A 15,779-nucleotide genomic window follows, 5' to 3' on the forward strand; every position below is an offset into this window, starting at 1 on the left:
GCTGACACACCACCACACCCTTCGGCACCCCCAACGACCCCGACGTATACATCACATACGCCGCCACACCCCCCAACCCACCCACACCCAAATCCACAGCCGGATCCACCCCCGCCAACTCCACCACCACACCCGGATCATCCAAACACACCACCGGCACCGACACCCCACCAGACAACACCCCCACCAAACCACCCACCGTCACCACACACACCGGCCCCGCATCCCCCACCATGAACTCCAACCGCTCCACCGGATACGACGGATCAAGCGGCACATACGCACCCCCCGCCTTCCACACCCCCAACAACGCCACCACCAAATCAACCGACCGCTCCAACAACACCCCCACCACCGACTCAGGCCCCACCCCACGACCCCTCAACAACCCCGCCAACCGAGACGCCCGCTCATCCAACTCCCCATACGACAACGCCTCCTCCCCACACACCACCGCCACCGCACCCGGATCCCGCGCCACCTGCCGCTCGAACAGACCCACCACCGTCTCCTCGGACACCACCCGATCCGTGTCGTTCCACTCCACCAACACCCGATCACGACCCGACGACGCCAACACCTCCACCCCACGCAACGGGGTCCGTGGGGCTTCCTCCAGGGCTGTGACCAGATTCTCGACCGCCGTCTGCATCAAGTCACATACGAGCTCCGGGTCGCCGGGCGCGACCACACCGGTCGTCAGCCCGAAGCCGACCCCCAGATCGTCGACCGAGACCGCCAACGGGTAGTTCGTACGGTCCTCGCCCAGCAACACCCTCATGCCGGCCACCCCACCTGGCCGTGTGTCGCCGGACTGCGGAGCGTCCGACCGCACTCGGTTGCTGTGGCGGTAGTTGAACAGCGCCGTGAACAACGGGACGGACGGCGGGACGTCGCTGGCCGCCTGGGCCAGTGCGAGGGGCGCGTGCTCGTGCACCAGCAGGCCGGCCAGCTGGGCCTGCATCGCCCGCACCGCACCCACCACATCCGTGTCCGCGACGTCCATCCGCACCGGCAGCGTGTTCATGAAGGGCCCAGGGATCCGCTCAGCACCCGCCCCGGCGTTCATCCGGCCCAGCAACACCGTCCCGAACACGACGTCCGACCGTCCGGCCAGTACGGCCAGCACCCGCGCCCACGCCACGTGGAATAAGGTCGCCGGGCTCACCCCGAGCCCACGCGCCCGCTCCCGCACCCTCTCCGCCAGGGAGTCGTCAACCATCACGCGTGCCTGCTGGGCGCCGGTGCCGTCGCCGCGGGCGTCGGCCAGGCCGAACGGCAGCGTCGGTTCCGTCACGTCCCTCAACAGCTGGGCGAAGTACTCCTCGTGCTCTGCTCGGGACACACCCAGCCGCGCCTGGGCCACGAAGTCACGGAAGGGCAGCGGTACCGGCAGGGTGTCCCCACGCCCGGTCATGAGGGCCGCGACCTCACCCAGTACCACCTCGGTCGCCGTGTGGTCCTGCAGCAGGTGGTGCACCTGCACCAGTGCCACCCACCGCTCGCTGCCCGGCTCCGCCGCCACGTAGACCCGCAGCAGCGGCGCCCGTCGGACATCCATCCACCGGCCGGCGATCGCGATGAGCTCCGCCGCCGGGTTCCCGCCGTCCGTCAGCGTCGCCTCCGTCACCGGGACGACCGCGCGCCGCCGCACCACCTGCACGGGCTCGGGGAGGCCTTCCCACATCACGCCGGTGCGGTAGATGTCGTGCCGGTCCACCACCTGTTGCAGGGCAGCCAGGAACGTGTCCAGTCGCTCACGGCCGTCGAAGCCCATGGCGAGAGAGCGGAGGTACGGATCCGCCTCCCCCGGATCGGCGAGCAGGTGGTGGAAGAAGATGCCCTCCTGCAACGGCGCCAGCGGATACACGTCCGCCACGTTGGCCGCTCCACCGTCGACCGCCGCACACACCACCTCCACCTGTGCTGCCGTGAGTTCCACCAAGGGCAGCATCTCGGGCGTGATGGCCTCGGCGCCGTCCGGAATGCCGTTCGGCGGCACCTCCACAACCGGTCCGTTGCCGGCCTCGACCAACCCGGCCGGTGTGGGTGTCTCGAAGAGCGCCCGCACCGAGATCCCCAGGCCCCATTCGCGCAGCCGCGACACCAACGACACCGCGAGCAGCGAGTGGCCGCCCAGTTCGAAGAAGTTGTCGTCGACCCCGATCCGCTCCAGGCCCAGTACCTCGGCGAAGACCGCGCACACGACTTCCTCGACCACCGAGGCCGGCCCGCGCCCCTTGCCACCCGCGATCCCGTAGTCGGGTGCGGGCAGCGCCGCCCGGTCCAGCTTCCCGTTCACCATCAACGGCAACTCGTCCAGCACCACCACCGCGGACGGCACCATGTACTCCGGCAGCCTCTGCGCCGTGTGGGCGCGGAGCTCAGCGGCCAGACCAGCGCCCACACCACCGCCGTCCCCGGCGACGACGTACGCCGTCAGTCGCTTGTCGCCGGAGGCGTCCTCACGGGCAATCACCACCACCTGGTCGACGTCCGGATGCGCGGCCAGTACGGTCTCGATCTCACCCGGTTCGATCCGGTACCCGTGCACCTTCACCTGGTCGTCCGCCCGCCCGACGAACACCAGCTGCCCGTCGATGGTCCACCGGACCAAGTCACCCGTCCGGTACATCCGTTCACCCGGACCGCCGTACGGGCACGCCACGAACCGCTCCGCGGTCAGGCCGGGACGACCGAGATATCCGCGGGCCAGCTGCACCCCCGCCACGTACAACTCACCCACCACGCCCGGCGCCACCGGGCGCATCCATCCATCCAGGACGAACGTCCGCGTCGTCGCGAACGACCGCCCGATCGGAACCGAGCCCACACCTCCGTCGCCCTCACCCGCACCGATCTCGTAGTGCGCGCAACCGACCGTCGCCTCCGTCGGCCCGTAGTGATTCACGACGGCCGGCCCCGGGTGCGCCTCGCGCCACCGCTCCACCAGGCCCCAGCTCAAGGCCTCTCCGCCGACCATCAACTGGTCAGTCGGGACACACGACTCCGGCAACGCCTCCAGCACGGGCAGATGGCTCGGCGTCACCTTCAGGAAGCCCAGACGGCGCTCACCCAGCACCGCCGGCAGACCCTCATCGAGCCCGGACACGAACACACACCCACCGCTCACCAACCCCCCGAACAGCCCTGTCACACCCGCGTCGAATGACACCGACGCGTGCAGCAGACTGCTCTCCCGCACCCCCGGATACGCTTCCACACACCAGGCCACGTAGCCGGCCAGCGCCCCGTGCGACACCACCACACCCTTCGGCCGGCCCGTCGACCCCGACGTATAGATCACATACGCCGCATGCCCCGACTCGACCCGTGCCGGCTCCATCAGCTCACCGGCCGCCACCGCCTCATCCACCACCACCCCGAGACCCTCCGGCAGTCGCCCGACCAGCCCGGCACTGGTCACCACACACACCGGCCCCGCGTCCTCCAACATCATCGCCACGCGATCCGCGGGATACTCCGGATCGATCGGCAGGTACGCACCGCCGGCCTTCCACACCGCCAGCAACGCCACCACCACGTCCACCGACCGTTCCAGCATCACCCCCACCACAGACTCCAACCCGACCCCACGCCCCCTCAGCACACTCGCCAACCGGCCCGCCCGCTCATCCAACTCCCCGTACGACAACTCCACCCGTGCATCCACCACCGCCACCGCACCCGGCTCCCGCACCACCCGCTCCGCGAACAACTCCGGCACCACGCCTGACGCCGCCGCCACACGCGACGCCTCCACCACACCCGGCTCATTCCACCCAACCAACACCCGCCCCCGCTCGGCCTCCGACAACACCTCGAGCCCATGCAGCTCGGTGCCCGGCGCGTTCTCCAGGGCTTCGACGAGACTCTCGACCGCCGTATGCATCAACCCGCACACCAACTCGGGATCACCCGGCGCGAGGGCGTCGACCGTCAGCCCGAACCCAGAGCCCATGTCGTCCACCGCTACGGTCAACGGGTAGTTGGTGCCTCCCCTCCGGTGCACCACGGACACGCCGGCCAATCCGACCCTGTCACCGCCGTTCGGCAGAGCACCCCACCGCTGGCTGTTGCGGTAGTTGAAAATGGAGGTGAACAGCGGGGCGCGTGCGGGGACGCTGCTGGCCTTCTGCGCCAGGGCGAGGGGAGCGTGTTCGTGCACCAGCAGGCCGGCCAGCTGGGCCTGCATCTTCCGCACCGCACCCACCACGTCGCCGTCGGCGACATCGGCCCGTACCGGCAAGGTGTTCATGAACGGACCCAGATTCCGATCCGCACCCCGCCCGGCGTTCATGCGGCCCAGCAGGACGGTCCCGAACACCACGTCGGTCCGGCCCGCGAGGCTCGCCAGTACCCGCGCATAGGCCACATGGAACAACGTCGCCGGACTCACGCCGAGCTCACGGGCCTGCTCCCGCACCCGCACCACCAGCCCGGCATCCACGCTCAGCCTCGCCTGCTCCAGATCGGAGCCATCACCACGAGCATCGGACAGGCCGAACGGCAGCGTCGACTCCGTCACGCCGCCCAACAGCTCCGTGAAGTACTCCTCGTGTTCCTCGCGGGAGACCCCCAACCGGGCCTGGGCCACGAAGTCACGGAACGGCAGGGGTGCCGACAGCTCGTCGTCGCGCCCCTCCATGAAGGCCGCGACCTCTCGAAGCACCGCTTCCAGTGCGGTGTGGTCCTGGAGGAGGTGGTGCACCTGCACCAGGCCCATCCACCGGCCGCCGCCCTCGCTGCTCGGCTCCGCGGCCACATGCACCCGTACCAACGGCGCCTCTCTCAGGTCGATCCACCGCCCGGCGATGGCCCGTAGCTCCGCCACCGGATCCCCGTCACGCGACAGGGTCACCTCGGTCACCGGGACGACGGCACGCCGCCAGACCACCTGCACCGGCTCGGGCAGCCCGTCCCACACCACCCCGGTGCGGTAGATGTCGTGACGCCCCACCATCCGCTGCAACGCCGCCAGGAACCCGTCCAGCCGCTCACGGCTGTCAAAGCCCAGCACGATCCCCTCGAAGTAGACATCCGTTCCACCAGGGCCGGCCAGCAGGTGGTGGAAGAAGAAGCCCTCCTGCACAGGTGCCAGCGGGTACACGTCCGCCACGTTCGCCGCGCCGCCTTCGACGGATGCGCAGACCAGGTCGATCTGCGCCGGCGTCAGCTCGACCAGCGGCAGCATCTCCGGCGTGATGACCTCCGCGCCCTCCGGAATCCCGTTGGGCGGCGCCTCCACCACGCCCCCGCCACCGGCACTCGCTGCCGCAGCCAGCGAGGCCGGTGTCGGCGCCTCGAACAACGCCCGTACCGACACGCCGAACCCGCGGTCGCGCAGCCGGGACGCCAGGGTCACCGCGAGCAGGGAGTGTCCGCCCAGCTCGAAGAAGTTGTCCTCCGCTCCCACCCGTTCCAGCCGCAGCACCTCTGCGAACACCCCGCACACGATCTCTTCCAGCACCGTGGCAGGACCTCGACCGTGCACATCCGAGCTGAACTCCGGCGCAGGCAGCGCTGCCCGGTCCACCTTGCCGTTCGCCGTCAACGGCATCCCGTCCAGCACCACCACCGCCGACGGCACCATGTAGTCCGGCAGCCGCTGCCCCACGAACGCACGCAACTCTGCCGTCAGGCCGTCACCCTCGTCGCCTCCGCGGTGGGCTGCGACGTAGGCCACCAGGCGTTTGTCGCCGGGTACGTCCTCACGGACCAGTACCACCGCGCGGTCCACCGCGGGATGCGCCGTCAGTACGGTCTCGATCTCGCCCGGCTCGATACGGTAACCACGCAGCTTCACCTGATCATCCGCACGGCCCACGAACACCAGCTGCCCGTCCACCGTCCACCGGACCAGATCCCCCGTCCGGTACATCCGCTCACCCGGACCCCCGTACGGGCACGCCACGAAACGCTCCCCGGTCAGGCCCGGGCGCTGGTGATATCCGCGGGCCAACTGCATCCCCGCCACATACAACTCACCCACAACCCCAGGTGCTACCGGCTCCAGGAACCGGTCCAGCACGAACGTCCTCGTCGTCGCAAACGACCGGCCGATCGGAACCGAACCCACGTTTCCGTCGCCCTCACCCACACCAATCACGTAATGCGCCGAACCGACCGTCCCCTCCGTCGGACCGTAGTGATTGACCACATCGACGTCCGGATGCGCGTCGCGCCACCGCTGCACCGCATCCCAACCAAGGGCTTCGCCGCCCACCATCAACTGGCCCGTCGGAGCACACTCCTCAGGCAGCGCCTCCAGCAACGGCAGATGACTCGGCGTCACCTTCAAGAAGCCCAGACGGCGCCCGTCCAGCACCGCCGGCAGACCCTCATCCAGACCGGACACGAACACACATCCACCCGACACCAACGCCGCATACAAACCCGTCACACCCAGATCAAACGACACCGACCCATGCAGCAGACTGCTCTCCCGCACCCCCGGATACGCCTCCACACACCAGGCCACATAGCCGGCCAGCGCCCCGTGCGACACCACCACGCCCTTCGGCCGACCCGTCGACCCCGACGTGTAAATCACATACGCCGCATGCCCCGGCCCCACCACGACCCCAGCCGACTCCACCGGCCCGTCACCCACCGCCTCATCCACCAGCACCGCCAGACCCTCCGGCAACCCACCCGCCAACGTCGCGCTGGTCACCACACACACTGGGGCCGCGTCCTCGAGCAACCAGGTCACGCGTTCCGCCGGCGCCTCCGGATCCACCGGCAGATACGCACCACCGGCCTTCCACACCGCCAACAACGCCACCACCACATCAACCGACCGCTCCAACAACACCCCCACCACCGACTCAGGCCCCACACCACGCCCCGCCAGCACCCCCGCCAACCGAGACGCCCGCTCATCCAACTCCCCATACGACAGCGTCTCCCCCTCACCCACCACCGCAGGCGCATGCGGAGTCCGCGCAACCTGCTCCCCGAACAACCCCGGCACCACACCCGACACCCCCACCACACCCGACTCATTCCACCCCACCAACACCCGCCCCCACTCACCCTCCGACAGCACCTCAATCGCTCCCACCCGCACATCCCCCGCCACCACCGACAACACCCGCACCAACCGCTCAGCAAACACCCCCACACTCACCTCATCGAACAGATCCACCGACCCCGTAACCGACCCCCGCAACCCACCAGGACGCCCTTCACCGTCAACCAACTCACCCAACGACAAGTCGAGATCAAACTTCGCTGCCGCCAGCTGCGCCCCCACCGGCGCCACTCGCACACCCGGCAACTCCAGACCCGCCCCATCCACGTTCTGGAGGGTGAGCATGACCTGGAACAGCGGATGCCGCGCCAGCGAACGGTCCGGTGCCAGCACCTCCACCAACCGCTCGAACGGCACCTCCTGATGCTCCAGCGCCGCCAAGCTCGTCTCCCGCACCCGCTCCAGCAACTCACCGAAGGTCGGGTCCCCCGACACATCCGTACGCAGCACCAGCGTGTTGACGAAGAACCCGACGAGATCGTCGAGGGCCTGGTCCGTGCGGCCGGCCACCGCCGTACCGACGGGAATGTCCTCGCCCGCACCCAGCTTCGACAGGAGCACGGCCAGCGCGGCCTGCACCACCATGAACAGGGTCACGCCCTGCTCCCGCGCCAACGCGGCCAGCCGAGCATGCACCTCCGCCGGGACTTCAAGGGCAACCGTGTGACCCTGGTGCGACGCGGCTGCCGGCCGCGGCCGATCCACCGGCAGCGCCAACTCCTGCGGTGCCCCGGCCAGCGCGTCACGCCAGAAGCCCACCTGTCCGGCGAGCACGCTGTCCGGGTCACCCTCATCGCCCAGCAGCTCCCGCTGCCACAGCGTGTAGTCCGCGTACTGCACCGGCAACGGCTCCCAGCCCGGAGCCTCCCCCGCACACCGTGCCGCATACGCCACCGAGATGTCCTCGGCCAGGGGGCCCATGGACCATCCATCCCCCGCGACGTGATGCACCACCACCACCAAGACGTGCACATCCACACCGGTCTCCAGCAGCAGCGCCCGCAGCGGCACCTCAACCCCGAGGTCGAACCCGTGCCCGGTCTCCTGCGCCACCAGGTCCGCCACCTCACCCTCGGCCACCCGCGCGACCCTGAGCACCTCACCCAGATCACCGACAGTCAGAACCTGCTGATACGGCTCCCCGTCCACCACCGGGAACACCGTCCGCAGCACCTCATGCCGCCCCAGGACATCACCGAACGCAGCCCGCAACGCGTTCACGTCCAGCGCACCCTCCAGACGGAGGGCGATCGGGATGTTGTACGTCGCACTCGGCCCCTCCAACTGCGCCAGGAACCACAACCGCCGCTGCGCAAACGACAACGGCACCCGCTCAGGCCGCTCCCACCGCACCAACCCCACCCGCGCCGCATCCGCACCCGCAATCCGCGCCGCCAACCCCGCCGGCGTCGACGCCTCGAACAACTCCCGCACACCCACCTCAACCCCGAACACCACCCTCAACCGCGACACCAACCGCATCGCCAGCAACGAATGCCCACCCAGCTCGAAGAAGTCCTGCTCAACCCCCACCCACTCCAGACCCAACACCTCACCAAACACCTGACACACCAGTTCCTCAGCCACTGTGGCAGGACCCCGACCGGCGCCAGCCGAATAGTCCGGGGCGGGGAGTGCTGCCCGGTCCAGCTTCCCGTTCACCGTCAACGGCAGCCCGTCGAGCACCACCACCGCCGACGGCACCATGTACTCCGGCAACCGCTCAGCCGCAAAACTCCTCAAGTCACCATCCAGCGGGCCCTCCCCCTCGGGCACCACGTAGGCGACCAGGCGCTTGTCACCCGGCACATCCTCACGCGCGACCACCACCACCTGACCCACCCCGGGATGCGCCGCCAGAACCGCCTCGACCTCGGCCGGCTCCACCCGGAACCCACGCACCTTCACCTGATCATCCGCACGGCCGACAAATGCCAGCTGCCCGTCCGCGGTCCACCGCGCCAGGTCCCCGGTCCGGTACATCCGCTCACCCGAATCACCAAACGGGCACGCCACGAACCGTTCCCCCGTCAGGCCCGGACGCTGATGGTACCCACGAGCCAGCTGCACGCCGGCGACGTAGAGTTCCCCGGCCACTCCGGGCGGCACCGGCTCCAGGAACCGGTCCAGCACAAACACCCGCGCGTTCGCCACCGGCCCGCCCACCGGCGGCACACCCAGCCCACCCTCAAGCACCCGCCCGGCGGTGACCATGACCGTCGCCTCCGTCGGCCCGTACGTGTTCACCAACACCCGGCCATCCGCCGCCCACACCCGCGCCACCTCAGCCGAGAGGAGTTCACCGCCCACCAGCACCCGCGCCAGCCCGGGCACCGTCTGCGGGTCGACCACACCCAGGAGGGACGGCACCACGCTCGCGACCTCCACTGCCTCCCGCACCACCACATCAGCCAGCAACCCCACATCCGCCCGCTCCACCTCCGACGCCACCACCAAACGACCACCCGACGCCAACGTCACCGCAACATCCAGCACCGAACCGTCAAAACCAAACGACGCAAACTGCAACACCCCCACACCAGGCCCCACGCCCAGCACCGGACCCAGAGCCGCCACCAAACCCACCACCGCACCCCGAGACACCACCACACCCTTCGGCACCCCCGACGACCCCGACGTAAACATCACATACGCCGCACCACCCAGCCCACCAAGCACAGGATCCGCCACCGGCGCGGAATCCAGCCCGGGATCGTCCAGACACACCACCGGCGCACCCAGACCGTCGGGCAGCCCACCAGCCAGAGCGCTGTCGGTCACCACACAGACCGGCCCCGCCTCCGCCAGCACCACACCCACCCGCTCCACCGGATACAACGGATCAACAAACACATACGCACCCCCCGCCTTCCACACCCCCAACAACGCCACCACCACATCCACCGACCGCTCCAACACCACCCCCACCACCGACTCAACCCCCACACCCCGCCCCACCAGCACACCCGCCAACCGAGACGCCCGCTCATCCAACTCCCCATAAGTCAACGACTCCCCACCACACACCACCGCCACCGCACCCCGATCCCGCACCACCTGACGCCCAAACAACTCCACCCACGACACCTCAGGCACCGACACAGCACCACTGTTCCACCCATCCACCACCCGCCCCCGCACCGACGACGGCAGCACACCCACACCACCCAACGCCACCCCCGGCCCAACCTCCAACGCCCCCACCAACTCCCCCACCGCCATCTCCACCAACTCACACACCAACCCCGCATCCCCCGGAGCCACCGCATCAACCACCACCGCAAACCCAGACCCAGCCCCAGACCCGAGGTCATCCACCGCAACCGCCAACGGATAATTCGTCCGCTCCTGCGCGAACAACAACTCCACACCCGCAGCACCACCCCGTACCGAAGCACCAGCATCCGCCGACGGGCCGCCATGGCGATAGTTGAACAGTGAGGTGAACAACGGAGCCGAACCCGACACACCGCTGACCTTCTGCGCAAGCGCGAGCGGGGCGTGCTCGTGGACCAGGAGGCCGGCCAGCTGGGCCTGCATGGCCCGCACCGCGCCCACCACATCCAGGCCGGCCACGTTCACCCGCACCGGAAGCGTGTTGATGAAGGGCCCAGGAATTCGTTCCGCCCCCACCCCCGCATTCATCCGACCCAACAGCAGCGTCCCGAACACCACATCCGACCGACCCGCCAGACTAGCCAGCACCCGCGCATACGCGACGTGGAACAGCGTCGCCGGACTTACCCCCAGACGGCGTGCCTGCTCCCGGATACGCGCCGCCAGCCCGTCATCCACCACCAGCCGTGCCTGCTGCACATCCGTACCGTCGCCGCGCGTATCGGCCAGGCCGAACGGCAGCGTCGGCTCCGTCACGTCCCTCAGCAGCTCGGCGAAGTACTCCTCATGCTCCGCACGCGAAACCCCCAACCGCGCCTGCGCCACGAAGTCCCGGAACGGCAGCGGAACCGGCAACTCGTCCCCGCGCCCCTCCATCAACGCCGCGACTTCGCCCAGCACCACCTGCAATGCGGTGTGGTCCTGGAGCAGGTGGTGCACCTGTACCAGCCCAAGCCACCGGCCGGTCCTCCCCGGCTCCGCCGCCACATGCACCCTCAGCAACGGCGCCTGCCGCAGATCCATCCACCGCCCAGCGACCGCCAACAACTCAGCCCGCAGATCCCCGCCCTCCCCGGTCAGCACCACCTCACTCACCGGAAGCAGCGCACGCCTCCGAACCACCTGCACCGGCTCCGGCAACCCCTCCCACACCAACCCAGTCCGGTAGATGTCGTGCCGGTCCACCACCCGCTGCAACGCATCCAAGAACCCGTCCAGCCGCTCACGACTGTCGAAGCCCAGCACCATCGGCACGAGGTACACGTCCGCCTCACCCGGGCCGGCCAGCAGGTGGTGGAAGAAGATGCCCTCCTGCAACGGCGCCAACGGATACACATCCGCCACGTTCGCCGCCCCACCCTCCACCGACTCACACACGAGGTCGATCTGCGCGGCCGTCAGCTCCACCAACGGCAGCATCTCCGGCGTAATCACCTCCACACCCTGCGCCGGGATCCCGTTCGCAGGCACCTCCACCACACCCCCGCCGCTACCGGCAGCAGCCAACGCCGCCGGCGTCGGCGCCTCGAACAGCACCCGCACCGACACCCCGAACCCACGCTCACGCAACCGCTGCACCAACGACACCGCCAGCAACGAATGCCCACCCAGCTCGAAGAAGTTGTCCTCCACGCCTACACGGTCAACGCCCAGCACCTCCGCGAACACCTGACACACCAGCTCTTCAGCCACCGTGGCAGGACCCCGCCCACCCGCAGACGCATACTCCGGCGCCGGCAACGCGGAACGGTCCAGCTTCCCGTTCACCGACAACGGCAACTCATCCAGCACCACCACCGCCGACGGCACCATGAACTCCGGCAACCGCTCCGCCGCATACCTCCGCAGATCATCACCCTGCGCGCCCTCAGCCCTGAGGACCACGTACGCGACCAGCCGCTTGTCCCCCGGTGCGTCCTCGCGTGCGACCACCACCGCCTGACCCACCCCGGAGTGGGCGGCCAGGACGGCCTCGACCTCACCCGGCTCCACCCGGAAGCCGCGGACCTTCACCTGATCGTCCGCACGGCCGACGAACAGCAGCTGCCCATCCGTACTCCACCGTGCCAGGTCACCGGTCCGGTACATCCGCTCACCCTGGCCATCGAACGGGCACGCAACGAACCGCTCGCCCGTAAGCCCCGGTCGCCCCTGATACCCCCGCGCCACCCCAGACCCCGACACATACAACTCACCCGGGACACCCGGAGGCACCGGCTCCAGGAAGCGGTCCAGGACATAAACGCGGGTGTTGTCGACCGGGCGGCCGATCGGGGCACTCCCGCCCCGCGTTTCACTCGGGCTGCCATGCCAAGACGTCGAATCGACCGTCGTCTCCGTCAGCCCGTACAGGTTGTACAGCTCCACATCGAGAAGATCGGTGACGCGCTCGTGCAAAGCACCCGGCAGCACCTCACCGCCGCAGAACAGCATCCGCAGGCTCACGCAATCGACCGCCGCGGAATCGGCGGTGAAGGCCGACAGCAACGAAGGAACGAACTGCGCGACAGTTACTTCCTCACGCCGCATCAACTCCGCCAGGTAGGCCGGGTCACGGTGGCCGTCCGGCGCGGCGATCACCAAGGCCGCACCAGACATCAACGGCCACCACAGCTCCCAGACCGACGCGTCGAACCCGAACGGCGTCTTGTGGAGCACTCGGTCCGACGCCTCCAGCCCGAACACCCGTTGCATCCAGATCATGTGGTTGACCAGGCCGCCGTGGGTGACCACCACGCCCTTCGGCCGCCCCGTGGATCCGGACGTGTACATCACGTACGCCGCGTGCCCGGCCGTCAGGACCGGGCGCGTCCACTCATCCCTCCCGGCCGGCTCCGCCTCGTCGACGGCAAGCACGGGGACGGTCAGGTCTGCCGGAAGTTCACCAGCGTGCGCACGCGTCGTGAGCACGCAGGACGGACGGGCGTCGGTCAGCGTGAACGCGAGCCGTTCCGAGGGATGAGCGGGATCGACCGGAAGATAGGCGGCGCCAGCCTTCCACACCGCCAGCAGCCCCGCCACCAGCTCGACCGACCGCTCCAGCATGACCGCCACCACCGACTCCGGCCCCACACCGCGCCGGACCAGCACCTCCGCCAGCCGGTTCGCCCGCTCGTCCAACTCCCCATACGACAACCGCTCATCCCCGCACACCACTGCCAACGCACTGGGGTCTTGAGCCACCTGTTCCGCGAACAGCTGATCCACCGTGGTGTCTGAGACCCTGGTGGCGGTGTCGTTCCAGCCCGCGAGCATCTGCTCGCGCTCAGCACCGGAGAGGAGCGCGATCTCGCGCAACGGTCCCTCTGGAGCTTCTTCCAGCGCAGTGATCAGCCCGTCAAGGGCGGTGTGCAGCGATACGCACACTAGTTCCGGATCACCCGGAGCAATCACATCGGTCGTGAGTCCGAATCCTGAGCCGTAGTCGTTCACCGCGACGGCCAAGGGGTAGTTCGTGAGGTCCTGGCTGTGTACGAGATCCACACCAGCCAAGGCGCGTCGGCCGCCCTGGGTGGAAGTGGAGGTGGTGCCAGACTGAGGCCCGCGACGGTAGTTCAGCAGGGACGTGAACAGCGGGGTTGAGGCCGGGACGCCGCTGGCCTTCTGCGCCAGGGCCAGCGGGGCATGCTCATGCACCAGCAGGCCGGCCAACTGCCCCTGCATCGCCCGCACCGCACCCACCACATCCAGGCCCGACACGTCCATCCGCACCGGAAGCGTGTTCATGAACGGCCCCGGAATCCGGTCCGCACCCCGCCCGGCATTCATCCGGCCCAGCAACAAGGTCCCGAACACCACATCCGACCGGCCCGCCAGACCCGCCAGCACCCGTGCCCACGCCACATGGAACAACGTCGCCGGACTCACCCCCAGCCCGCGAGCCTGCTCCCGCACCCGCACCGCCAGCCCGTCATCCACCCTCACCCGCGCCGACCGCACACCCGTACCGTCACCACGGGCATCCGCCAAGCCGAACGGCAACGTCGGCTCCGTCACATCACCCAACAGCTCAGCGAAGAACTCCTCATGCTCCGCACGCGAAACCCCCAACCGCGCCTGCGCCACAAAATCACGGAACGGCAGCGGCTTCGCCAAATCAGCCCCACGCCCCTCCATCAGCAGCGCGACCTCATTCAGCACCACTTCCGCGGCGGTGTGGTCCTGGAGCAGGTGGTGCACCTGTACCAGCGCAAGCCACCGGCCGGTCCTCCCCGGCTCCTCCGCCACATGCACCCGCAGCAACGGCGCCTGCCGCAGATCCATCCACCGCCCAGCGACCGCCAACAACTCAGCCCGCAGATCCCCGCCCTCCCCGGTCAGCACCACCTCACTCACCGGAACCGCCGCACGCCTCCGAACCACCTGCACCGGCTCCGGCAACCCCTCCCACACCAACCCAGTCCGGTAGATGTCATGCCGGTCCACCACCCGCTGCAACGCATCCAAGAACCCGTCCAGCCGCTCACGACTGTCGAAGCCCAGCACCATCGGCACGAGGTACACGTCCGCCTCACCCGATGCGGTGAGCAGGTGGTGGAAGAAGATGCCCTCCTGCAACGGCGCCAACGGATACACATCCGCCACGTTCGCCGCCCCACCCTCCACCGACTCACACACGAGGTCGATCTGCACGGCCGTCAGCTCCACCAACGGCAGCATCTCCGGCGTAATCACCTCCACACCCTGCTCGGGGATGCCGTTCGCAGGCACCTCCACCACACCCCCGCCACTGCCCGCAGCAGCCAACGCCGCCGGCGTCGGCGCCTCGAACAGCACCCGCACCGACACCCCGAACCCACGCTCACGCAACCGCTGCACCAACGAAACCGCCAGCAACGAATGCCCGCCCAGCTCGAAGAAGTTGTCCTCCACCCCCACCCGCTCCACACCCAGCACCTCCGCGAACACCTGACACACCAGCTCTTCAGCCACTGTGGCAGGACCCCGGCCTGCGCCAGCCGAATAGTCCGGGACGGGCAGTGCTGCCCGGTCCACCTTGCCGTTCACCGAGATCGGCAACTCTTCCAGCACCATCACCGCCGACGGCACCATGTACTCCGGCAACCGAGCGCCTACATAGGTACGCAAGTCCGCTGCTGCTATCTCCCCAGCAGTAGGAACCACGTAGGCGACGAGGCGCCTGTCTCCCGGCGCATCCTCACGCGCGACCACCACCGCCTGGCTCACCCCGGGATGCACGGCCAGCACCGCCTCCACCTCACCCGGCTCCACCCGGAAGCCCCGCACCTTCACCTGATCATCCGCACGCCCCACGAACATGAGCTGCCCGTCCGCACTCCACCGCACCAAATCCCCCGTGCGATACATCCGCCCACCCGGCCCACCGAACGGACACGCAACAAACCGCTCACCCGTCAACCCAGACCGCCCCTGATACCCCCGAGCAACCCCCACCCCCGCCACATACAACTCACCCACCACACCCGCAGGCACCGGCGACAACCCATCATCAAGCACATACACCCGCGTGTTCTCCAACGGCCGCCCAATCGGCAACACCCCCGGCACCAACCCCCCATCACCCACCACCCACTGCGTCGCACACAACGTCACCTCCGTCGGCCCATACAAATGCCGCACCACAACCCCAGGAACAGCCCCCAAC

1 protein-coding gene is annotated in these 15,779 nt (G+C 68.8%); it reads right to left on the reverse strand.

Going from position 1 to position 15,779, the window contains the following annotated elements:
• On the reverse strand, window positions 1–15,779 hold a 15,779-nt coding region (locus tag ACZ67M_RS37700), incomplete at both ends, for an amino acid adenylation domain-containing protein (RefSeq protein ID WP_469854354.1).

Source organism: Streptomyces sp. NPDC107500 (genome assembly GCF_055582785.1).